The sequence below is a fragment of the Hyphomicrobium sp. DMF-1 genome (assembly GCF_027886585.1).
GTDB lineage: Bacteria > Pseudomonadota > Alphaproteobacteria > Rhizobiales > Hyphomicrobiaceae > Hyphomicrobium_C > Hyphomicrobium_C zavarzinii.
Genome location: NZ_CP115706.1, coordinates 2,466,720 through 2,489,694, shown reverse-complemented (window position 1 = coordinate 2,489,694; position 22,975 = coordinate 2,466,720). Strand labels below are relative to the sequence as shown.

Below are 22,975 nucleotides of genomic sequence, written 5' to 3'. Positions count from 1 at the left end.
TTACCCCGGGGGGCGCTAGGCAGGCGATCGAGGCTCAAAACTTGTCGCGCTGCACATCGACTTTGAGATAGCCCGTCGCGTAGGCGATGAGCGCCAGCACAATGGCAAGCGGAACGGCCACCACCAGCACCATGGCCGCCGTCATCGCGATGCCGACCAGGAAGGCAATGCCGACCAGCGCCACCAGCGCGAGCACAAGATAGCCCGTGCCAGCTGCCAGCCAGCGGCGCCAGCCCTTCAACTCCGTCGTCGTGCCATGCCTGTCGATGACGATGACAGTCTCTTCACGCCTGGGATCCATCAAGTCCTCCGTGCGGGCTTGCCGGGAGCAAAGGCCGCCCCGTAAGCCACGATGCCCTTCATATAAGGCTTGATCGGCGAATATTCGAGCGGGTTGCGGTTGCTCAAACAAGTATAACGCCCATCTTGCTGAAGCATGAACGGCAATCGACCCGCGGCCGATAGTTAATCTCGCCTCGTTATATCCAATGCGTTATATCGAACGCGGGCCGCGGACCAACGACACGGGTATGCACGATGTTCATCCGCCAGATGACTTATCTCCTTGCCCTCGCGCGCGAGAAGCACTTTGCACGCGCCGCCGAGACCTGTCACGTCACGCAATCCACCCTCTCCGCCGGCCTGAAATCCCTCGAGCGCGAGCTTGGCATGACGCTCGTCATCCGCGAGCCCCGCTTCATGGGTCTCACGCCCGAAGGCGAGCGCGTGGCGGAATGGGCCTACCAGATCCTCGCGGACTACGAGAGCCTGAAGCAGGACGTCGGCACCTACCGCGAGGGGCTCAAAGGCACGCTCCGGCTCGGCGTCATTCCGGCTGCCATGCCGACGGTCGCACTCCTCACAGCGCCCTTCTGCGCGAAGCATCCGGGCGTCACCGTCGACATCCAGTCGGTGAGCTCCCTCGCGATCCAGAGCGGTCTCGAAAAATTCGAGCTCGATGCGGGCATCACATATCTCGACAACGAGCCCCTCGCCAACGTGCGCAAGAAAGTGCTTTACCGCGAGCGTTACATCTTCGTGACCAACGTCGCGAACCCGCGTGCGAAGAAACCGGCCATCGGCTGGCGTGAAGCAGTCGACGACAATCTATGCCTGCTGCACGAAGCCATGCAGAACCGCCGCGTTCTGAACAAGCTCGCACAATCGCTCGGCGTCGAGCTTAACCCCACCGTCACCGCCAACTCGTTCCTCGCCGTCTGCTCGCACGTGAGAAGCGGCGAATGGTCGAGCATCATCCCGCATACGTTCGCCTACATCTTCGCGGGCTGCGAGGATCTCGCGCTGATCGATCTCGTCGATCCCGTGCACAGCCAGACCATCGGCCTCGTGACGCTCGACCGCGATCCGCAATCGCCGCTCGCTCATGCGCTCGTGAAATGCGCGGATGGTCTCGACCTTGAACAGATGCTCGGCGGCCTGACGCCTGTCGCAGTTTGATCGACGCCGTCGATCACCCGTCTCACATCATTTGTTTGATCGCGCTCGCGTTGCGTCAGACTGTCCTGCGACCACGACGGAAACACATGCGCCGCAGAGAACGGCCGGTGCTCGAAGTGGCGAGGAAGCGCGAGGAGCGACGCCCGAACGGCCACATCTGGAACCGTTCCAACATTGCCCCTCTTCGATCGTGATCGAAAGGATCGACCGGCACCACGCCGGCCGAAACGCTGCCTCATGGCCGAAAGCCTGCTGCCATCGACCGCCGGCTCTCGATCGACTTGAACCCATGATGGAGATGAAAATGGCAAAGATCGTATGTGTCCTGTACGACGATCCCGTGACCGGTTACCCGAAGACCTACGCCCGTGACGACATTCCGAAAATCACCAAGTACCCCGATGGCCAGACGGCACCCACGCCGAAGGCAATCGACTTCCAGCCCGGCACGCTGCTCGGCAGCGTCTCGGGCGAGCTCGGCCTGCGCAAATACCTCGAGCAGAATGGACACACGCTTGTTGTGACGTCCGACAAGGACGGGGCGAACTCGAAGCTCGACCAGGAACTGCATGACGCGGAAATCGTGATCTCCCAGCCGTTCTGGCCCGCCTACATGACGGCCGAGCGCATCGCCAAGGCTCCCAAGCTCAAGATGATCGTGACGGCTGGCATCGGCTCCGATCACACAGACCTTCAGGCGGCTATGGATCGCGGCATCACCGTCGCCGAGGTCACGTACTGTAATTCGAACAGCGTGGCCGAGCATGTCGTCATGCAGATGCTGTCGCTCGTGCGCAACTACATCCCGTCCTACAACTGGGTGATCAAGGGCGGCTGGAACATCGCCGACTGCGTCGCTCGCTCCTATGACATCGAGGGTATGCACGTCGGAACGGTGGCCGCGGGCCGCATCGGACTTCGCGTTCTGCGTCTCCTGAAGCCTTTCGATGTCCACCTCCACTACATGGACCGCTACAAGCTGCCGGACGCTGTCGAGAAGGAGCTGAACCTCACGCACCACACGAGCCTCGAAAGCCTCACCAAGGTCTGCGACGTCGTCACGCTGAATTGCCCGCTCCACCCCGAGACGGAGCACATGATCAACGAGAAGTCTCTGAAGAACTTCAAGCGCGGCGCGTATCTCGTGAACACGGCACGCGGTAAGCTGTGCGATCGCGATGCCATCGCACGCGCACTGGAAAGCGGCCAGCTTGCAGGCTACGCGGGCGACGTGTGGTTCCCGCAGCCGCCGCCGCAGGATCATCCGTGGCGCTCGATGCCCCATCACGGCATGACGCCCCATATCTCGGGCACCTCGCTCTCGGCGCAAACGCGTTATGCGGCAGGCACCCGCGAGATTCTGGAGTGCTATTTCGAGGGAAGGCCGATCCGCAACGAGTACCTGGTCGTCCAGGGCGGCAAGCTCGCAGGCGTCGGCGCCCACTCCTACAGCGCCGGAAACGCCACCGGCGGCTCGGAGGAAGCAGCAAAGTTCAAACGCTGATCCACGATCTGCATCGTCCGGGAGGGGCGCGCCGCTGCACCTCTCCCGGGCGTGAAAGCGGACGGAGAATGCTGAGAGCCGCCCTGCAGGCCCGCCGCATCTCCGTCTCGCCTCCTCCTGGCAGAAACCCCAAACGAGCAGACACATCATGAGCGACCGGCGTCAGCGTGCCTTCCTGGAGGGCACCATCATTCCTGGCATGCGTCGTTTACGCGAGCATCCCTGGCAGACGGCCGCGCTCGCCGGGCTCGGCGGCGCGCTCACCATCGCGCTCCTCGCCACGCTCACCATGTCGGGGGGATACGCACTCCTGATCCCCCCGTTCGGCGCATCGTGCGTGCTCGTGTTCGCGCTGCCTGCTAGTCCCCTCGCCCAGCCGCGCAACGTCATCGGCGGACATCTCGTGACGGCCACCGCCGGCCTCCTCGCCTGCGCCGCGTTCGGCCCGGGCATCGCGGCGGCAAGCCTAGGCGTCGGCCTCGGCATATCCGCAATGGTGCTGACGCGCACCGTGCACCCGCCGGCAGGCGCCAATCCGCTCGTGGTGCTCACCTGGCTCGCGACACCGAGCTTCCTCGTCATGCCCGTGCTCGTCGGAAGCGCGGCGATCGTCGCCTGTGCCGTGCTCTATCACCGCGTCGTCACGGGCCTGAATTATCCGGCGAAACCCTAGGCTCGGACGCATCCGCCATCAGGCCATCCTCGAGAAGCGGGGCGGCGAGTCCCTGCCCTGTCTGCTCGATCAGGAAGGCGTCGAGCTCCGCCGCCGTCGGCAGTCCGAGACGCGCTCCGAGCCGCCGGCATTTCAAGGCAGCGGCGGCGGCAGCGACACGCGCGCATTCGGCCTCCTCAAATCCTGCTCCCAGCGCATAGGCGAAAGCCCCGTGGAACGTATCTCCCGCGCCCGTGGTGTCTACGACGGGCACCCTGAACCCCGCTTGGACGCCGCTGCCCGCGCGCGACTTCCAGACATATCCGGCCGCACCCCGCGTTACGCCGGCATGACGCACACCAGCCTCGATCAAAGCCGAAAGCCGCGCGTCGTCCGTCGAGCCTTCGACGTGCTTCTCGAATGCGGGAGCCGAGAAGATCGCGAAATCGGCGAGAGGAAGCAGGCGCGCGAGCAGGCTGCCGCCGCCGAGATCTACGTCGAGCACCGTCGGCACACCGAGCGCCCGCGCTTCCATGAAGGCAGCTTCCGTACCTTCCAGCCACGACAGATCGCTCAGAACGGCACTCGACGATCTCACTTGACCAGTCGGCAGCCAGTCCGCCTCCATCGGCATCACGTGATCATCCTCGCTCACCACCAGCCGCTCGCCCCTTCCGTCCACGATGACGGCAGCCGTCGGAGTGATGGCAGCCGAGCAGGAACGAACGGAGGCAACGTCCACTCCCACGCGTTCGAGCGCGCGCTTGACCTTGTCTCCCGTCTCGTCATCGCCCACGCGACCCCAGAACGTCACAGCCCCGCCGAGCCGAGCGACGGCGGCAGCCGCGTTCGCAGCCGAGCCGCCACCCTCCTCCCGATGCTCGAGCGCCCGCACCTTGGTTGGTTTCGGGGGAAAAGCATCGATCCGGTAGACACGGTCGAGGGCCGCGTGGCCGACGACAATGACGGGCTTTACGCGCATGGGCTCAGTCCTCGGCCATCCTGTTCGTCACACGAGCCTTTGAACCACCTGTGATCTCAATCTTGACATGGATCAAGCAAGCAACTCCGGCGCCCGGCAGATTTCCGGAAAAGCGATGCCCATGTCAGCACGCCAACCCCGGAAAGGTTCCCCAAGGATGAACGAGTTCGTAAGAAAAATCGAAGCTGCCAACGCCCCCTGGTCGCCTGCGGAGTTCGAGGCGCAAATCCGCGCTGTGGGGCCCACCCGCTACCACGATCTGCATCCGTTTCATAAATTGCTCCACGGCGGCAAGCTCAACAAGGGTCAGGTCTCAGCATGGGCGCTGAACCGCTACTGCTATCAGGAAGCGATCCCGCGCAAGGACGCAGCCTTCATGAGCCGCGTCCACGACCGGGAGCTGCGCCGCGAGTGGATCCACCGCATTCACGATCACGACGGCATGCTGCCCGACGAGCAAGGCGGCATCGAGCGCTGGCTCAAGCTCACCGACTGCCTCGGCCTCGATCGCGACTACGTGACGAGCATGCGCGGCGCGCTTCCCGCGACCCGGTTCGCCGTTGAGGCTTACGTGCGGTTCGTCGTCGAGCAGCCGCTCGTCGTCGCGGCCGCCTCCTCGTTGACGGAGCTGTTTGCGCCCTCGATCCACCGCGAGCGCATCGCGGGCATGCTCGCCAACTACGACTTCGTCAACGACGAGGTGATGGCGTACTTCAAGCGCCGTCTCTCTCAGGCCCCGCGTGACGCGACCTTCGCCCTCGAGTTCGTGAAGCAATACGCCAATACGCGTGACCTGCAGGAAGCCTGCGTCAACGCCGTCCGCTTCAAGTGCGACGTGCTCTGGGCGCAGCTCGATGCCCTGCACCACGCCTACGTGGTTGGCCTCATTCCCCCCGGCTGCTATCGGCCTGACGAAGCGCTTGCGTAATCCGCAGCGTCATTCCTCCGTGATCGAAGACCCTTCCGGCTTCGCTGTCCCGCGAAGCCGGGGGCCGGATACGAGTCCGATCGACCAGGACGAAGCGCGATGAGGAGAGGACGTCTCAACAGCAAGGACTTGCCCCGTGACTGAGATTGCCGGCACGAGTACCGGAACGCATATCAACACCGCTGAAGCGCCTGCGTGCAGCCGTCCGCTGGCCCCTCTCGGGTTGCTTGCCGAACTCACCTATCGGTGCCCGCTGCAATGTCCCTATTGCTCCAACCCCCTCGAAATGGAACGGGGCGGCGAGCTGAGCGCAGCCGAATGGGATCGCGTGCTGCGCGATGCGGCGGCCCTCGGCGTGCTGCAGGTTCACCTTTCAGGCGGCGAGCCGTGCGCGCGAAAGGACCTGGAGGAGATCCTGACGAGCGCGGTCGAGGCGGGGCTCTACACCAATCTCATCACCTCGGGCGTCACGCTCACCCGGGAGCGGCTCGCCGGACTGGCTGCGCGGGGGCTCGACCACGTGCAGATCTCCATACAGGACACCGATCCCGAGAAAGCAGATTGGATCTCGGGCTACAAGGGCGGCGCGCCCAAGAAGCGCGAGGTGACCCGCTGGGTGAAAGACCTGGGTCTCCCGCTTACCGTCAACGTCGTCGTTCACCGCCACAACATCGACAACCTCCCCGCCCTCATCGACTACGCTGTAGAGGTGGGTGCGGGTCGCATCGAGATCGCGAACACGCAATATTATGCCTGGGCGCTCAAGAACCGCGCCGCGCTCATTCCCACGCGCGAGCAGTTCTACCGCTCCCTCGACGTCGCCCGCGAGGCCAAGGAACGCCTCAAGGGCATCCTCGTGTTCGACGTGGTCTCGCACGATCACTATGCCGTGCGGCCGAAGCCCTGCATGGGCGGCTGGGGCCGCAACCTCATCGACGTCACGCCCTCGGGCAAGGTACTCCCCTGCCACGCCGCGGAGACGATCCCGGGGCTCGAGATCGACAACGTCCGCAACCGCTCCCTGGCCGACATCTGGCTCAACGGATCGGCCTTCAACAAATACCGGGGAACGGCCTGGATGAAGGAGCCCTGCAAGGGTTGCGACCGCTGCGAGGTCGATTGGGGCGGATGCCGCTGCCAGGCGCTCGCCGTGACAGGAGACGCGGCCAACGCCGACCCGGCCTGCGCGCTTTCCCCGTGGCACGAGGCCTTCGCCGAGATCGCCGAGCGCGAGAGCAAAGCGCCCGCGCCGCCCTTCATCTACCGGCGCATCGGCCAACCCAGCTCCGTAGCCTGACGATCCCGGGCCGGAAATTCCAGGCCATGTTCCGCGCGTAACAGTTTGGCCCCTCCCCCCATGGCACGAAGGCGTCACGGGGCGGCTTGAGAAAGCCGCCCGCCAAGAGGCCTAATCAGGGGAGCCCCACATGATGTTCCGCTTTGTCGCGATCGTTCTCGCCACCTTGCTCGTCGCCACGCTTCAGATGTCGGCAGCGAACGCGGGCTGCCCCTATCGCGGCTATCAGCCTGACGCCATCGCCGACATCGAGCTCGGCCCTAAGTCAGAGAAACCGTTGAAAAAAGCGAGCCTCGGCAAGGACGGTCCGGAGAACGAGCTCACGATTGCATCGCGCGAGCAGACCTGCATCCGCTTCGTCGCGGAGACGGGCGCCGCCATCCCTTACGAATGCGCCTGACCGACCGCCCCGCAAAAGATCCCGTGCGTGCGTAGAGATCGGAGCGGCATTCCCGCTCCGATTTTTTTACGCCTTGATCCGCGCGTTCTCGGGATCGTAGAGCGGCCCGAGCGTCACCTCAGCCGGCACGCGCTCCGTCGCAACCTCGAGCTCGTAGGTGCCGGACAGCACGAATTCCGCGTCCACGCCGGGATCAGGACGGCGCACATAGCCATAGCCGATAGAGCGGTTGACCGTATAGCCGAAGCCGCCGCTCGCGAGCCAGCCGACGCGCTCGCCGTTCCGGTAGATCGTCTCGCGCCCGAGCAGCACGACCGAGGGATCGGTGGTGAAGCCGGCGAGCAGACGAGGCAGAGGCTTGGCCGCCTGCTGGCTCAGCGCATCGCGTCCCTGGAACGGCGTATTGGCCTTCAGCTTGACCGCCCAGCCGAGCCCCGCCACCAGCGGCGAGTGATCCGGTCCGATCTCGGAGCCCCACGCACGGTAGCCCTTTTCGAGGCGGAGAGACTCGATCGCGCGATACCCCGCGTTGGCGATGCCGTGTTTGGCACCTTCCGCCATCAGCGCCTCATAGACCGTGGTCAGAAATTCCACCGGAATGTGCAGCTCCCAGCCAAGCTCACCCACATAGGTCACGCGCAGCGCAATCACCGGCGCTCCCGCGATCTGCACACGGCGGATCTGGCCGAATGGAAAGCCTTTGTTCGAGAAGTCGTCACTCGAAAGCGCCGCGATCACGTCCCGCGAACGCGGCCCCATAACCGCCAGCACACCGTAGGCGGACGTCACATCGATCAGCCGCGCATCGAGCCCCGCCGGGATCGAGCGCTTGATCCAGTCGAAATCGTGCGTCGCGAACCCCGTGCCGGTGACGATGTAATATTCGTCATAGGCAAGACGCCCCACCGTCAGATCGCACTCGATGCCACCCTTTCCGTTCAGCATCTGCGTATAGACGAGACGACCCGGCGCCTTCGACACGTCGCTCGCCGCGATCCACGACAGCGCCTGCTCGGCGTCTTCGCCCACCATCATGAACTTCGCAAACGACGTCTGGTCGAACACCGCGACGCGCTCACGCGCAGCCTTGTGCTCGCGGCCTACAGCCTCGAACCAGTTCTGCCGCCCGTAGCTGTAGATGTCGCGCGTCTCCTCGCCCGCCTTCGTGTCGGCAAACCAGTTCGGACGCTCCCATCCCGTCTTCTCGCCGAACACGGCGCCTTGCGCGATCAGCCGGTCATAGAGGGGAGAGCGGCGTAGAGGCCGGCCCGAATGATGCTCCTCGTGCGGCCAGGCCATCGTGTAATGCTTGGCATAGGCTTCCATCGTGCGCGTGCGCACCCAGCCCGTGTCGAGGTGGTTGCGGCCGAAACGGCGGATATCGACCGGCCACAGGTCGTAGGGCGGCTCGCCCTTCGCGACCCATTCCGCAAGCGCCATGCCCGCGCCACCGCCCGCCGCGATGCCGAATGCGTTGAAACCTGCGCCCACATAGATGTTCTTCACTTCCGGCGCTTCGCCAAGGATGAAGTTGCCATCCGGCGTGAAGCTCTCCGGGCCATTGAGGAACTGGCGAATGCCGGCGGTCTCCATCGCAGGCACGCGTCCGGCCGCAAGCTCCAGCAGCGGCTCGAAGTGTTCGAGGTCGTTCTCGAGCAACTGGAAGTCGAAGGGATCCGGAATACCGTTCTCCGCCCACGGCTTTGGATTGGGCTCGTAGCCGCCCATCACGAGACCGCCCACTTCCTCTTTCCAGTACGTGAGCCGGTCCGGATCGCGCAACGTCGGCAGCGAGGCCGTCACGCCGTCGATCTTCTCCGTGATCAGGTATTGATGCTGCATCGAGACGAGCGGAATGTTGACGCCCGCCAGCTTACCCACCGCCCGCGACCACTGCCCGGCGCAAATGACGAGCTTCTCGCACTCCACCCGGCCCTGGTCCGTCACGACCGCACGAACCTTGCCACGCTCCGTCTCGATAGCCGTGACGCGCACGCCTTCCCGGATCGTCACGCCGCCCTGCCGCGCACCCTTCGCGAGCGACATCGTGATGTCCGAGGGAGAGGCCTGCCCGTCTGTCGGCAGGAAGGCAGCGCCGACCACGTCGTCGACTTGCATCAGCGGCCAAAGCTCCTGCGCCTCCTTGGGAGTGAGGAGATGCATGTCGAGGCCGAACGACTTGGCCGTCGTCGCCTGCCGCTTCACCTCGATCCAGCGCTCGGAATTGCAGGCGAGTCTCAGACCGCCATTGCGCTTCCAGCCTGTGGCGAGACCCGTTTCCGCTTCGAGCCTGTCGTAGAGCGCCACCGAGTAGCCGAGAAGCTGCGTGATGTTCGCGCTGGTCCGAAGCTGACCGACGAGCCCCGCAGCATGCCACGTCGAGCCCGAGGTGAGCTTGGCACGCTCGATGAGCAGCACGTCCTTCATGCCCATCTGCCCGAGGTGATAGGCTGTGGAGCATCCGACGATGCCACCGCCGATGATGACGATCTTCGCTGAGGTCGGCAACGCGCTCATGGGGACTCCAGTGTCTCGTAGTGGTTATAGGAGGTTTCGAAACGGGCGAGATTTTCCGCGGTGTAGGCGGCGTAGTCGAAATCGACGGAGGAATGGATCTCCGACACCATGGCCCACAGCGTTTCGCGCAGAAGAGATGCCGCGGTCATGGCAGCGGCCTGCCGGCGCAGAAGCGCGTCGATCGGCCGGCCGAAATAGGAGGCGAGAAGTGCTTCCGAAAGATCGGCCGGCATCTCGCTGTTGGAGGCGAGGCCGCCGAGGTCGAACAGCGGAGAGTTGAAGCCCGCATATTCCCAGTCGAGCAGCCAAAGGCGTGCCCCATCGTCAAGAATGTTCGCGGCCAGGAGATCGTTGTGTCCGAACACGACGTCGATCTGCCCCACGGCCTTTTCGAGCCGCTCCGCCCGCGTCAGCAGATCCGGCAACAGACCAGCGTGCGGGCTTCCACCCTCGCGTAGCGTGTGGCCATAGTCGCGGATCACATGAAACGGCCAGAACATCGGCGCCGGCCCTCGCAGGTGCAGCGCCACGTCGCGATGGCAGCGGCGGATGAGATCGACGAGCCTCTCGAGGTTTGCCGGATTACGCACATCCTCGGGCTGAAACGTCCGGCCTTCAATGAACTCGATCACCATGATGCCGGGCTCGGCGTGAACGACGGCCGGGCTGATGCCCGCCGCATGAGCCGCCCGAGTCGCCGCCAGCTCGCTCGCGCGCACGACGCCATGGGCGAGAATGTCCCCGCCCGTTCGCACCACGTAGCGCCGCCCGCGATCCCGCACCACGAAGTTCTTGTTGGTAATGCCCCCGAGCAGCGGCTCCGGATCGACGGTTCCGAACCAGATATCGAGCTTCGACACTCTGACGATGAGCGGATCGTCGATGACCTCATGCGGCATCGCCACCTCCGCTTCGTTGCGCGGCGAGCCGCGCCGCGCCCGCGTTGATCAACCGGTCGGCGACGATAGCGATGGCCGCCACGCAAAGCCCCGCAACGAGCCCCTTGCCCGTATCCGCCTTGGTGAGCGCCATGTACACCTGCTGGCCCAGATCGCGCGTGCCCACCAGCGCCGTGATGACCAGCATGGAGAGAGCAAGCATCACGGTCTGGTTGATGCCGAGAAGAATGGTCGGAAGCGCCACGGGAAGCTGGATGCGCGTCAGGCTCTGGCGCGGCGTGCAGCCCATCGAGGTGCCGGCCTCGATCAACATCGGGGGAACCTGCCGGATTCCGTGCGCCGCGTAGCGAACCGAGGGCGCCAGCGCATAGAGGATGATCGCGAGCATCGCCGTGAAGTCGCCGACGCGGAACAGCATGACGGCCGGGATGAGGTAGACGAAGCTCGGCAGCGTCTGCAGCGTGTCGATCACCGGCTCGATCACGCGCCACGCCCTAGGAGAGAGACCGGCGTAGATGCCGATGGGAATGCCGATCAGCGCCGCGAACAGCACGGAAAGCCCGCAGAGATACACGGTCATCATCGTGATCTCCCACTGCCCGTTGAGAACCGGGAACAGGACGAGAGACACGACGAGAACAGCGAGGCGCACGCCGCCGAGCCGCCATCCCGCATAGCCGAGCGCCGCCGCAACCAGCGGCCAAGGCTGGGCCATCATGAAGCGCTTCACGGGCAGCAGCAGGTTGAGAAGGAAGAACGTCTTCACCGCATCGAACGCGTCGAAAAAGTTGACGTTGATCCAGCGCACCGCTTCCGACCACCACGGCGCCGTCGAGATCTGGAGCGCCTCCGGATAAGTAGCGACGAACGGCACGAACAGGCCCAGCACATAGGTCACCGCGACGAATGCCACGAGCGCGAGCAGGAACGGCTTCAGGTCCCCTTCCGCACCGCGCTTGCGCGCCCCATCGGCGTAGGCCTGACTCAGACGGTCGAGCGCGATGGCCAGCACCACGATGGCAAGGCCCGATTCCAGCCCGCGCCCGATATCGAGGCGCCGAAGGCTCGTCAGAACGTCGAACCCGAGACCGCCCGCGCCGATCATCGACGCAATGATCACCATGTTGAGCGACAGCATGATCACCTGGTTCACGCCCACCAGAAGCTGTGGGCGCGCGGCCGGCAGCATGACTTTCATGATCATCTGCCTCGGCGTGGTTCCGGCCATGGTGCCGTATTCCACGATCTCGCGCGGCACGCCTTCGAGGGCGGCCATCGTCACGCGCACCATCGGCGGCAGCGCGTAGATGATGGTGGCGATCATTGCGGCCACAGGGCCGAAGCCGAACAGGAACAGGATCGGAATGAGGTAGGCGAACGTCGGTACCGTCTGCATGAGATCGAGAACCGGCGTGATGAAGCGCCGGAACGCCGGAACGCGATAGCCGATGACGCCTGTGACCAAGCCCGCCGCAACACCGAGCGGCGCCGCCACGACGATGGAGGAGAGCGTCAGCATTGCGCTCTCCCACTGACCGAACACGGCGAGATAGAGGAACGCGCCACCCGCGAGCGCCGCGAGACGCCATCCGCCGAAGCGATAGCCCAGCGCCGAGACGACACCGACCACCGCGATCCACGGCAGCGGCGGCGCAAGCTGAACCGCAGCCGATCCGCGTCCTTCTCGCAATCCCGTCGAAAGGATGGAGGTCGCGATGTCGAGCGGAACGTTCAGCACTTGCGCGAACCCGCGCGTCATCTCCTTGAACGTGAAGAGACCGAAGCTCGCATCCTCCACGAGCCACTTGAGAACAGCCGAGACCCCCGTGTCGAGACCGATCCGGAACCGCGGCGGCAGCTCCGTCATCCACGCGGGCAGCACGCCGTCGGGAAGAAAGAAGGCAATCAGCGCCAGCACCGCAAACGCCAGGATCGCGACGGTGTCGGGTCCGAGCCGCGTCGTCGAGGGGCTTATCTTCGTCTCGACGGCGGCCACTGTCATGCCCGCTCCCAGGCGCTGACCAGCACGGACATCACCGCCCGCCGGTCAACCACGCCGATCTGCTGACCGGATTCATCAGCCACCCCGAACGGAAGCTCGGAGGAATCCACGCGCGCCGCAAACTCGCGCACCTTGCTGGCAGCCGGAATGAGCCCCGCGATAGCCTCGCCCGCCTTGGGCGCCCGCATGATCGCACGCGCGGAGAAGATCTTGCTGCGTGGCGCATCGCGGGTGAACTCCGCCACATAGTCGTCGGCCGGGGAGCGCACCAGATCCTCCGGCGTGCCCACCTGCACGACGCGGCCTTCCCGCATGATAGCGATGCGATCGCCGACGCGAACCGCCTCCTCGAAATCGTGCGTGATGAAGACGATGGTTTTGTGCAGCGCGTCCTGCAGACGCATGAACTCGTTCTGCATCTCGCGGCGGATCAGCGGATCGAGCGCGGAGAACGGCTCGTCGAGAAACCACACGTCGGGATTGGTGATCAGCGAGCGGGCGATGCCCACCCGCTGCTGTTGCCCGCCCGAAAGCTGATACGGCAGGTAGTTCTCGCGCCCCTGGAGGCCGACCAGCTCGATCATCTCACGGGCGGGCTTCTCGCGCTCGCGGCGGCCCACACCGCGGATTTCGAGCGGAAATGCTACGTTGTCGAGAACACTGAGGTGCGGCAGCAGGGCAAAGTGCTGGAACACCATGCCCATCTTGTGCCGCCTGAGCTCGATGAGATCCTCGGGCGAAGCCTTGAGCAGGTCCACGCCCTCGAAGATCACCTCCCCGCTCGTCGGCTCGATCAGGCGCGAGAGGCACCTGACCAGCGTCGACTTGCCAGATCCCGACAGCCCCATGATGACGAAAATCTCACCGCGCTCGATGGTGAGCGAGGCGTCCGCCACCGCCGTCACCTGCCCCGCCGACTTGAGCGCGGCTTCTGAAGGTGACGGCCCATGCTTCTCCATGAAGCGTTCCGGCTCCGGGCCGTAGAGCTTCCAGAGGTTGCGGCAAACGAGAGTGGCGTTCGTCATGTCATGGACCTGCCGACATCATGCCAAGGCATCGGACTCGAAAGTGCCGAACGGAATCGCGGGTCAGCCGCCGATCCACTTTTTCCAGCGTGCCTCGTTGGTCTTCATCCACTCTGCGACGACGTCGTCGAGCTTCTTGCCGTCGAGATCGATGTCGCCGACAAGCTTGCCCATCTCCTCATTGTTCAGCTCGAAACCTTTGATCGCAGTGTAGGCAGACGGCCACTTGTCCTTGAGACCGGCCCATGCCGCTTTCCAGATGGCTCCGCGCGGCTTGCCGCAATCGTAAGCCTTCTCCTTGTTGATGCCCCAGGAAGGATCGCTGTAGCAGGCGGGCTCATACTTCGGGAACTCGACCCACTCGCCCTTGTATTTGATCGGCGCCCAGTGCGGCGCGTAAACCCACAGCACCACCGGCGCCTGCCGCTGATAAGCGGACTCGAGCTCTGCGAAGAGCGCCGCATCGGTTCCCGCGTGCACCACCTCGAACGGCAGGTCGAGCGCCTCGACACGCTCATCGTCGAAGCCGCCCCACGTCGCAGGCGCGCCCACATAGCGGCCCTTCGGAGCGGTCTCGGGCGTGCTGAACGCCTTGGCGCACTCCTTGAGCGCCTTCCAGTCCGGCAGCCCCGGACACTTCTCTTTCATGTAGAGCGGATACCACCACTCCTCGATCGCGAGCATTCCCGTTTCGCCGAGGTTCTCGACCTGCTTGGTGGCAACCGCCTCCTCGAGCGCTTCCTTTCCGGTCGTCGCCCAGATTTCCATGGCCACATGCACGTCGCCCGTCTTGAGACCGGCAAACTGCGCGAGATAGTCGGCCTGCACGTATTCGATGTTGAGCCCCGCCTTTTTCAGCACCTCTCCCATGATGTGGGCGCTGACGAGCTGCCCGGTCCAGTCATGCAGGGTGAGCTTGATGGGGTCTTTGGAATCCGCCGCCAGCGCGGGCGACGATAAGCCCAAGGCGAGCGCAAGTGCCGCGAGCGCGGTCGAGGAGCGATGCATCACCATTTTTCTCCCGTTTGTCTTGTGATCCAACATGAGGAACCGACTGTTCGAGCGCGAAATGGCTGCCGCGGTGTACCTCACTCGAGCCACAAAGCGCGTTTTTTGAGCGTCGCGCGAAAAGCCACAAAATGTCAATAAACAATCCATATCTTTATTGCCTTTTGTGTGATTTTGCCCAAAACTGGAGCAAAGTGTCGGAGATATATCCATGAATTTCCCCACGCGTTGGCAGAGCGCAATTCTCGATGCGCTTCGCGTGACCGGCCGGGAGTCGATCGCCTCGCTCGCCGAACGGCTCCACGTGTCCGACGAGACGGTGCGCCGCCATGTGAAGGACCTCGTCGAGCAGGGTGCGGTGCACCGCGTGCACGGCGGCGTCATTCTCGTAGGCGCTCTTGCCGAGCCGCCCTTTTCGCGCCGCATCAAGGAGCGCGTCGCCGCCAAGCGCGCCATCGCGCGCACCGTCGCCGAGCAGGTGGCGGATGGAATGACGCTCCTCATCGATTCCGGCTCGACGACCACTTACGTCGCCCAGGCCCTCCTGCAAAAGAACGGCCTGACCGTCGTCACCAATTCGCTCGAGATCGCGCGCACTCTGGTCGGCCGCGGAGATTGCGCGGTGCACTTGGCAGGCGGCGCGCTGCGCGCCGATATCGGCGCAACTGTGGGCTACGAGGCTCTGGAGCTGATCCGTGAGTTCCGTGGCGACCTCGCCATCCTCTCCATCGGCGCCATCGATCCCAAGGACGGCTACATGGACTTCGACATCGACGAAGCCCGCGTCGCCCGCACCATGATCGACCGCGCGGACCGCGTGGTCATCGCGGCCGATGCCTGGAAATTCACCGCCAAGGCCCGCGTGCGTGTCTGCAATTTCGAGCCAATCTCTCTCCTGGTGTCGGACGCCATGCCACCCGCCCCGCTCCGCCAGCAGTTCGAAGCAGCCGGTACGGAGATCGTCGTCGCACCGGCCGAAACCACGGCCGAACCCGCCTGACGCAGCGAGGAATCCCTAATTAAAATAGGAGAATAAAGCCTTTGAATCAGGCCGTTCCGGCCAACTCCCTGAGCGCCCGATCATGCAGCGCGGCGCTGGCGGAGGCGACCACGCGCCCATCCGAATGAAGCCCGAGCGGGCGGCCCTCCCAATCGGTGATGCGCCCGCCCGCGCCTTCCACAACGGGCACCAGCGCCATGAAATCGTAAGGCATCAGCGAGGCTTCCACCACGAGATCGCAGTGCCCGGACGCGAGCAGCCCGTACTGATAGCAATCTCCGCCAAACCGCCGGATCGCAGCCCGGCGGCTCAGACGATCGTACGCCTCCCAGTCCGCGGGAGAGAAGATGTCCGGCGACGCCGTATAGATGCGGGCGTCCTCGATGGCGAGGCAGCCGCTCACGCGGCACGGGTTTCCGCCGAAGGCCGTAACACCACGTGACGCCGACCACCGCTCGCAGAGCGCCGGCATTTCGATAATGCCGAGCTGTGGCACGCCCTCCTCCACGAAGGCGATCAGCGTGCCGAACAGCGGCATGCCCGTGATGAAGCTCTTGGTGCCGTCGATGGGATCCAGCACCCAGAGCTGCGCATCGCCCGCGAGGCGTCCCATCTCCTCACCCAGGATTCCGTGACCGGGGTAACGCTCCTCGATCGCAACCCGCATGGCGAGCTCGATCGCGCGGTCGGCAGCCGTGACCGGACTGTCGTCCGCCTTTCGCTCGAATTGCGTGGTCGACCGGAAATGCTCACGCGCCAGATCCCGCGCGACGTCCGCGAGCGCTTCGGCAAAATTGGAAATCTCAACCGCTTCGCTCATCGCAAAACCTACTCATTGCTGCATTTGCACATGACTATTTCGCATTGCCGCGAACACCCACGAATTACCACAAGTTTTCAGATAACCCAAAGTCATTCACATTTAAAACCAACATATTCGTTGACTTGAGTGGATATCAGAGACCATTCTCCTAAAATCGGCCTCGAAACCAGGATCGCTTCCCTCATGGCGACATCGTTCGATACGCACGCCCGGATCGTGATCATCGGCGGCGGCGCCGTCGGCTGCTCCCTCGCCTACCACCTCGGCCGCCGCGGCGAGCGCGACGTGCTCGTCCTCGAAAAATCCGAGATCACCAACGGCTGCACCTGGCATGCCGCTGGCCTCGTGGGACAGCTCCGCGGCAAGCGCAACCTTACGCGCCTGATGCAGAATTCGGTCGCGGTGCTCGATCGGCTCGAAGCCGAGACCGGCCGCGTCATCGACTGGAAGAAGGTGGGTTCGTTGCGCCTCGCCTCCTCGCCCGAGCGCTGGAGCGAGATCCGCCGCTCCATGACGCTCGCTAAGAGCTTCGGCTTCGAATGCCATGCGCTCTCGGCGAAGGAAGCCAAGGATCTCTTTCCCTACATCAATCCAGAAGGCGTGGTAGGCGCAGCGTTCATTCCCTCCGACGGCTACGTAGACCCCTACGCGCTGACGCATGCCTTCGCGGCCGCAGCACGCGCTTCCGGCGTCACCATTCGCGAAGGCGTGTGCGTGCGCGAGATCGTGAAGGACGGCCGCCGCGTCACCGGCGTCGTGACCGATCACGGCACTATCGGCTGCGAGATCCTCGTCAACTGCGCGGGCCTCTGGGCCAAGCGCATCGGAGACATGGCCGGCGTCTCGCTCGCGGCCGGCGTGGTGGAGCATCAGTACTTCCTGACGGAGAAGAAGCTCGACCTGCCGAAGACGCTGCCGACGCTGAGAGACCCCGACAAGAATTTCTATCTGAAGCCCGACGTCGCGGCCTTCGCCATCGGCGGCTGGGAGGACGGCACCAAGAGCTGCTGGCACGCAAAGCCGCCGTTCGAATTCGGCCGCGAGCTGTTCCCGGAAAACTTTGAGCGGCTTGAGCTGTTCGCGCTTCCCTGCGCCGAGCGTCTCCCGGTCTTGAACGAGATCGGCATCCAGACCGTCATCAACGGCCCCATTCCCGTCTCCGCCGACGGAGAGCCGATCATGGGCCTCGCCCCCGAGCTCGACAACTTCTTCGTCGCCTGCGGCTTCACCGCGGGCATCGCCGCATCGGGCGGCGCGGGCGAAGCCATGGCCAACTGGATCGTCGACGGCGATCCCGGCATGGACCTTTGGGCCTTCGACGTTCGCCGCTTCGGCCGCCCCCACAGCACCGGACGCTATCTGGACGAACGCGCGATCGAGGCCTACGGCAGTTACTACAAGATCCACTGGCCGGCCGAGGAGAGCAGTGCAGGACGCGGCCTGCGCCGCTCGCCGCTTCATGGTGCGCTCGAAAAGAACGGCGCGGTATTCGGCTCGCGCTTCGGGTGGGAGCGCCCACTGTGGTTCGCGCGCACGGAGGCAGACCGCGCGGACGAGGCACGCTCAAGCTTCGAGGATAAACCGGGCTGGTTCGATCACGTGGGCGCCGAGCACCGCCAGATCCGCAACGCAGTCGCGCTCACCGATCAAACCTCATTCTCGAAATTCGAGATCGAAGGTGCGGGGACGACGGCGTTCCTGGACAGCGTCTGCGCCAATCGCATTGCGGGCGAGCCCGGGCGCTGCATCTATACGACGCTGCTCAATCCCAAAGGCGGCATCGAAGCAGAGGTCACGCTGCTCCATCTCTCGCCCGAGCGCTTCCTGATGATCAGCGGTTCCGCTTTCGGCGTCCGGGATTCGAGCTGGGTTCGCCGTCACATCCCGGCAGGCTCCCGCATCACCCTGCGCGATGCGACCTCGGGCACCGCCGTGCTCAACATCATGGGGCCTCACGCCCGCGCCGTGTTGCAGAGCGTCTCCGACGACGATCTCTCGAACGCCGCCATTCCCTTCCTCGCCGTCCGCGACATCGAGATCGGCAACGTGCCCGTTCGCGCCGTCCGTGTCGGCTACGTCGGCGAGCTTGGCTATGAGCTGCACGTGCCGACGGAGTACGCGCCTGCCCTGTACGAAACGGTGCGCGCTGCGGGCGCAGCCTGGAGCATCGCCGACACCGGCTATCGCGCCATCGAGACCTGCCGTCTCGAAAAGGGATATGTGTACTGGTCCTCCGAGATCGGCCCCGACTACGATCCGCTGTCCGCCGGACTCGAAAACACCATCGACCTCACAAAGGATTTCATTGGCCGCGACGCGTTGGCAAAAATCCAGAGCGAAGGATCGAAGCGCATCCTGTGCAGCTTCACGGTCGAAGGCTTCGCCCCGTTCCTCGGCGGCGAAACCATCGTTCGCGATGGCCGCGTCGTGGGGCAGACGGCGAGCTGCGGCTTCGGCCACACCGTCGGCAAGACGATCGCCTTCGGCTGGCTGCCGGGTAACATCTCCGCCGAGACCGCATTCGAGATCCACGCCTACGACAAGAGCTACGCCGCAACGCGCGTGGCACGCACCATCTACGATCCTGACAACGCGAGGCTTCTCGCATAGCCCGTCGGTAAAACAAGGGGGAACGTCATGGACCAGGACACCCGCGACGTGTGGCAGGCGCTCGACAGGCTCGGCGCTCACAACGCGGTGGAGATCGCCCAGTCCACGATCCGCCGGCTCGGCGGCCTCACCAATCGCGTCTTCCTCGTCACAACGGCGCGCGGCGAGCACGTTCTCCGAATTCCGGGAGCAGGCACCGAGGAATACATCAACCGCAAGGTCGAAGCCGTCGCTGCACGTGCCGCCGCACGCGCAAACGTCAGCCCGGAGGTGATTGCGGTCACAGACGACGGGCTGATGCTGACCGCCGCGATCAAGGACGCCGTGACGCTCTCGCCCGAAGGCTTCGCGAGCATTCCGGGCGCTCCCACGCGCGCCGCGCACGTGCTCCGCAAGCTGCATACGAGCGGCGAGCGTTTCGACTTCCGCTTCGAGCTGTTCGCCATGATCGACGACTACTTGAAGCTTCTTTCGACCAAGACCATCGATCTCCCGCCGGGCTATCACGATGTGCTCGCCTCCGCCGAGAGCGTGCGCCAGGCGCTCGAGGCCCATCCCTTGCCGCTCGCGCCCTGCCACTGCGATCCGCTCTCCGAGAATTTCATAGATGCCGGCGGACGCATGTGGCTGGTTGACTGGGAATACTCGGGCATGAACGATCCGCTCTGGGACGTGGGCGACGTCATCGTGGAAGCGAAGCTCACGCCCGACAAGGAGACGGAGCTCATCCAGGCGTACTTCGGCGGAGCGCCCACAGCCGCCGAGCACGGCCGCGTCGTCATCTATAAGGCGATGTGCGATCTTCTCTGGACGCTCTGGGGCCTGATCCAGCACGCCAATAAAAACCCGGCGGACGACTTCTGGGCCTACGCGACAGGCCGCTTCGAGCGCTGCAAGGCCCTCATGTCGTCACCGGAGTTTGCGAGCCACGTAGCGGCTGTCGCAAAAGGGTGAGCGCACAGAGCGCGGAAAGCCCTGTCAGTACGGAAAGTGATGTCATGCCGACAGGCTCCGGCAAGAAGAGGACGGACACAGCCTCACGCGTGATCGCGGCATCCCCGCAGGCTCTCTATCGGGCATTCGTGGACCCCGCCGCCATTGCCTCCTGGCGGCCGCCCCAAGGCATGAAAGCCGAGATCCACACCTTCGACCCGCGAGAGGGCGGAGGCTATCGCATGTCGTTCCTCTACACCGAGCCGGACCCTGAGGTGCAGGGCAAGACCTCGGACCACACCGACACGTTCGAAGGGCGTTTCGTGGGACTGATCCCCGGCGAGCGCATCGTCGAGGAGATCGATTTCGTCTCTGACGATCCCGCGTTCAGAGGCACGATGACCATCACCACGACGTTCCGGCCCGTCTCCGGCGGCACCGAGGTGACCGTCGTCTGCGAGGACGTTCCCGAGGGAATCGGCGAGAGCGAGCATAAGGCGGGGATCGCCTCGAGCCTGGCAAACCTTGCAGCTTTCGTGGAATGAAGGCCCGCTAAGCCCTCTTGCAATGTTCCCATTTTGTTCTATTCTCTTCCTTGAGCCGTTTTCGCTTCGGGAAGAGCCACTTGCATGTCGCCCGCCGTCTCTCCGCCTGACGCCCGCCTCCCACATCGCGACGCGCGCCGCGACGCGGTGGTGGACGAGTTGCGCCGCCTCATGGCCCGGGTCGAAGGCGTGCCGAAAGGCCGGGAAGGCGCTCTTTCGTTTGGCCTCTCCGCGCTCGACCAGCATCTCCCCCAAGGCGGCCTGGCCTTCGGCACCGTGCATGAGATCAGCACCGCGAGCGAGGCAGATCTCCCCGCGGCCTTCGGCTTTCTGCTGGCCCTGCTGGCGCGGACGCCCGGAAGCGCGCCGCTCCTGCTCGTCCTCGCCTCGAAGAAGCTCGCCCGCTGCGGGCTGCCCCATGGAGCTGGCCTCGCCGCGCTCGGCCTCGCTCCCTCGCGCCTGACGCTGGTCGAAACCGAAAATGCGGCAGAAGCCCTCTGGGCCACGGAGGAAGCGGTGCGGGCGCGCGCCCCCGCCGCCGTGGCGAGCGCGATCGGCGGCAAGCTCGATCTCAAAGCAAGCCAGAGATTGCATTACGCCGCCCGAGAAGCGGGCGTTCCGCTTCTGCTGCTGCGGCCAGGAGAAACGGAAAGCGTGGCCACGGCCGCCACACGCTGGCGCATCGGCGCGGCGCCCGGCGCACAGGATCGCTTCGGCCTTCTCGCCGGCTGGCGCTGGCACGCGAACCTCGAACGCTGCCGAAACGGAGAGCCGCGCGCCTGGATGTTGGAGTTCGATCATGCCACGCATCGTTTCAGTCTGGCTGCCGCAGTGGCCGATCCATCGCTGGCTCGCGGCGGAGAGGCGCCGTCCCTCAGGCGTACCGGTTGATCCAGAAGCCCCCTTCGTTCTCGCCGACGCGACGGACGCTCCGCGCATCACCGCCCTCAATCCGGCCGCCCTGAAAAGCGGCCTAGCCGTGGGCGAGCGCCTGGCGGACGCACGAGCGCGCATCGGTGCCCTTCAAGTCCGCATCAGCGACTGCGCCGCAGACGCGGACGCCCTCGCACGCCTGGCGCGGTGGGCCACACGCTACACGCCCTCCGTCGCGCTCTTCGGGGAGGCGAGCGGAGCGGACGGCTTTTTTCTCGACGTCACTGGCGCTGCCCATCTGCTCGGCGGCGAGCGGGAGTTGCTGTCCGATCTTGCTCAGCGCCTGAGAAGCTTCGGCCTCCCGTCCTGCCTCGCCATCGCGGAGACACCCGGCACGGCCTGGGCCGTCTCGCACTTCGCCCGCACCCCGGAGAGGATCATAGAGAGAGGCGCCGAAAGAGAAACGCTTTCCCCCCTGCCGGTCGCAGCGCTGCGCCTCTCGCCCGAAACCGCCCTCACCCTCCGCAGGCTCGGCTTCAAACGCATCGGCGATCTCATCGGAAAAGCACGCGCGCCCTTTGCCGCGCGCTTCGAGAAGGAGCTGCTGATACGCCTCGATCGCGCTCTCGGTCTGGCCGCCGAACCCCTGCGCTTACTCGCCCCGCCTCCTGCCTATATCTGCACCCGGTCGCTGCTCGAGCCCATCAGCACGGAGGACGCGATCCTCACCGCCGCCGGCCGCCTGATGGAGAACCTCGTCCCCAAGCTCGAAGCGGATGACGCCGGCGCGCGCGCCCTGCGTCTGGACCTTTACCGCGTGGACGGTGCCGTCCAGAGCCTCGGCGTGCGCCTAACCCTCCCGACACAAAGCCCGGAGCACGTGACGCGCCTGCTCCGCCTCAAGCTCGAACGCCTGGCGCGCGAACTGGAGGCAGGCTTCGGCTTCGAAACCCTGAGCCTCGCCGTCACTGTCGCCGAGCGCATCCAGCCACGCCAGCGCACGCTCGCCACCGCATCAGAGGACGCGGAAAGAGAACGCCGCTTCACCAACTTGCTCGATGCTCTGCGCCAGCGGCTGGGAGCAGAGAGCGTCCGTAACCTGGCACCCGTCGCCAGTCATTGGCCCGAGCGCAGCCAGGCCTCCTCTCTCGCTCCGGAGAAAGCCACGCCGTGGCCTGACGCCGAGAGCCCACGCCCTCCGCTTCTCCTGCCACGGCCCGAGCCGGCTGATGTCGTCGCGCCTATCCCCAACGGCCCGCCGATGCGCCTGCGCTGGCGCGGCAAGGTCCACACCATCATGCACGCCGAAGGCCCTGAGCGCATCGCCGCCGAATGGTGGCGCAGCGAGACCTGCCCGCCGACACGCGACTATTACCTCGTTGAGAACGGCACCGGCCATCGCTTCTGGCTCTTTCGCGAAGGCATCCCCGGGCGCGGGCGCGTCACTCCCCGCTGGTTCGTACACGGGCTCTTCGCATGAGCAGCGCCGCTCTTGTCTCATTCAGCGCAGGCAACGCTC

20 protein-coding genes are annotated in these 22,975 nt (G+C 65.0%); 12 read left to right on the top strand and 8 right to left on the bottom strand.

All coding sequences use genetic code 11. The annotated features are described in order from the left end of the window. Positions 1 to 34 precede the first annotated feature (34 nt). Positions 35 to 301, bottom strand: coding sequence for a hypothetical protein (locus PE058_RS11320; RefSeq protein WP_020087853.1), 267 nt, complete (start codon positions 299 to 301; stop codon positions 35 to 37). 236 nt (positions 302 to 537) lie between these two features. Here PE058_RS11320 and PE058_RS11315 point away from each other — a divergent pair, with 236 nt between their 5' ends. From PE058_RS11315 to PE058_RS11305, 3 genes are all read left to right on the top strand, one after another. Continuing rightward, on the top strand, positions 538 to 1,458 hold the full coding sequence (locus PE058_RS11315; RefSeq protein WP_020087854.1) for a LysR family transcriptional regulator: 921 nt from the start codon (positions 538 to 540) through the stop codon (positions 1,456 to 1,458). Between the two features lie 304 nt (positions 1,459 to 1,762). After that, the gene (locus PE058_RS11310) at positions 1,763 to 2,962 is read left to right on the top strand and encodes an NAD-dependent formate dehydrogenase (protein ID WP_026868320.1); all 1,200 of its coding nucleotides are present in this window, start codon (positions 1,763 to 1,765) and stop codon (positions 2,960 to 2,962) included. A 148-nt stretch (positions 2,963 to 3,110) separates the two neighbouring features. Further along, complete coding sequence (locus PE058_RS11305; RefSeq protein ID WP_271028422.1) at positions 3,111 to 3,635, top strand: HPP family protein; 525 nt, start codon at positions 3,111 to 3,113, stop codon at positions 3,633 to 3,635. On the opposite strand, the gene PE058_RS11300 is transcribed toward PE058_RS11305, so the two are convergent. Beyond that, a complete protein-coding gene (locus PE058_RS11300; protein WP_271028421.1) occupies positions 3,604 to 4,596 on the bottom strand; it encodes a PfkB family carbohydrate kinase in 993 nt (330 codons plus the stop codon). The genes PE058_RS11305 and PE058_RS11300 overlap by 32 nt on opposite strands. A 157-nt stretch (positions 4,597 to 4,753) precedes the next feature. On the opposite strand from PE058_RS11300, the gene pqqC reads away from it, so the two are divergent. The 3 genes from pqqC to PE058_RS11285 all read left to right on the top strand — a co-directional run bounded on the left by pqqC (position 4,754) and on the right by PE058_RS11285 (position 7,221). Continuing rightward, positions 4,754 to 5,524: a pyrroloquinoline-quinone synthase PqqC gene (gene pqqC / locus PE058_RS11295; RefSeq protein WP_020087858.1), complete on the top strand. Its 771-nt coding sequence runs from the start codon at positions 4,754 to 4,756 to the stop codon at positions 5,522 to 5,524. A gap of 136 nt (positions 5,525 to 5,660) precedes the next feature. After that, on the top strand, positions 5,661 to 6,821 hold the full coding sequence (gene pqqE / locus PE058_RS11290) for a pyrroloquinoline quinone biosynthesis protein PqqE (protein WP_083929297.1): 1,161 nt from the start codon (positions 5,661 to 5,663) through the stop codon (positions 6,819 to 6,821). Positions 6,822 to 6,951: 130 nt separating this feature from the next. Then, entirely contained in the window at positions 6,952 to 7,221 is a 270-nt protein-coding gene (locus tag PE058_RS11285; protein ID WP_020087860.1) for a hypothetical protein, read from the top strand. Positions 7,222 to 7,287: 66 nt separating this feature from the next. Here PE058_RS11285 and PE058_RS11280 read toward each other — a convergent pair whose 3' ends face one another. The 5 genes from PE058_RS11280 to PE058_RS11260 all read right to left on the bottom strand — a co-directional run bounded on the left by PE058_RS11280 (position 7,288) and on the right by PE058_RS11260 (position 14,678). After that, positions 7,288 to 9,738 (bottom strand): GcvT family protein, encoded by a 2,451-nt coding sequence (locus PE058_RS11280; protein ID WP_271028420.1) that lies wholly within the window; start codon positions 9,736 to 9,738, stop codon positions 7,288 to 7,290. Beyond that, positions 9,735 to 10,637: a choline kinase family protein gene (locus tag PE058_RS11275; RefSeq protein WP_271028419.1), complete on the bottom strand. Its 903-nt coding sequence runs from the start codon at positions 10,635 to 10,637 to the stop codon at positions 9,735 to 9,737. The genes PE058_RS11280 and PE058_RS11275 overlap by 4 nt, the downstream gene beginning before the upstream one ends. Next, positions 10,627 to 12,639, bottom strand: a complete 2,013-nt coding sequence (locus PE058_RS11270; protein WP_271028418.1) for an ABC transporter permease — start codon at positions 12,637 to 12,639, stop codon at positions 10,627 to 10,629. The genes PE058_RS11275 and PE058_RS11270 overlap by 11 nt, the downstream gene beginning before the upstream one ends. Continuing rightward, the gene (locus tag PE058_RS11265; RefSeq protein WP_020087864.1) at positions 12,636 to 13,664 is read right to left on the bottom strand and encodes a quaternary amine ABC transporter ATP-binding protein; all 1,029 of its coding nucleotides are present in this window, start codon (positions 13,662 to 13,664) and stop codon (positions 12,636 to 12,638) included. Before PE058_RS11265 ends, PE058_RS11270 begins: the two co-directional genes overlap by 4 nt. A gap of 63 nt (positions 13,665 to 13,727) precedes the next feature. Further along, a complete protein-coding gene (locus tag PE058_RS11260) occupies positions 13,728 to 14,678 on the bottom strand; it encodes an ABC transporter substrate-binding protein (RefSeq protein ID WP_271028417.1) in 951 nt (316 codons plus the stop codon). A 205-nt stretch (positions 14,679 to 14,883) separates the two neighbouring features. Between PE058_RS11260 and PE058_RS11255 the strand changes: the two genes are divergently transcribed. Next, positions 14,884 to 15,672, top strand: a complete 789-nt coding sequence (locus PE058_RS11255) for a DeoR/GlpR family DNA-binding transcription regulator (RefSeq protein WP_020087866.1) — start codon at positions 14,884 to 14,886, stop codon at positions 15,670 to 15,672. Positions 15,673 to 15,718: 46 nt separating this feature from the next. Here PE058_RS11255 and PE058_RS11250 read toward each other — a convergent pair whose 3' ends face one another. Next, positions 15,719 to 16,492, bottom strand: a complete 774-nt coding sequence (locus PE058_RS11250) for an inositol monophosphatase family protein (protein ID WP_271028416.1) — start codon at positions 16,490 to 16,492, stop codon at positions 15,719 to 15,721. A gap of 186 nt (positions 16,493 to 16,678) precedes the next feature. On the opposite strand from PE058_RS11250, the gene PE058_RS11245 reads away from it, so the two are divergent. The 5 genes from PE058_RS11245 (at position 16,679) to PE058_RS11225 (ending at position 22,936) form a co-directional block, all read left to right on the top strand. Further along, on the top strand, positions 16,679 to 19,105 hold the full coding sequence (locus PE058_RS11245) for a GcvT family protein (RefSeq protein WP_271028415.1): 2,427 nt from the start codon (positions 16,679 to 16,681) through the stop codon (positions 19,103 to 19,105). 27 nt (positions 19,106 to 19,132) lie between these two features. Continuing rightward, positions 19,133 to 20,059: a choline/ethanolamine kinase family protein gene (locus tag PE058_RS11240; RefSeq protein ID WP_271028414.1), complete on the top strand. Its 927-nt coding sequence runs from the start codon at positions 19,133 to 19,135 to the stop codon at positions 20,057 to 20,059. A gap of 44 nt (positions 20,060 to 20,103) precedes the next feature. After that, positions 20,104 to 20,583: an SRPBCC family protein gene (locus PE058_RS11235; protein ID WP_271028413.1), complete on the top strand. Its 480-nt coding sequence runs from the start codon at positions 20,104 to 20,106 to the stop codon at positions 20,581 to 20,583. 84 nt (positions 20,584 to 20,667) lie between these two features. Then, positions 20,668 to 21,474 carry an ImuA family protein gene (locus PE058_RS11230; protein ID WP_020087871.1) on the top strand — a complete coding sequence of 269 codons (807 nt, stop codon included), beginning with the start codon at positions 20,668 to 20,670 and terminating at the stop codon, positions 21,472 to 21,474. Further along, a complete protein-coding gene (locus tag PE058_RS11225) occupies positions 21,383 to 22,936 on the top strand; it encodes a Y-family DNA polymerase (RefSeq protein ID WP_271028412.1) in 1,554 nt (517 codons plus the stop codon). The genes PE058_RS11230 and PE058_RS11225 overlap by 92 nt, the downstream gene beginning before the upstream one ends. Positions 22,937 to 22,975 lie beyond the last annotated feature (39 nt).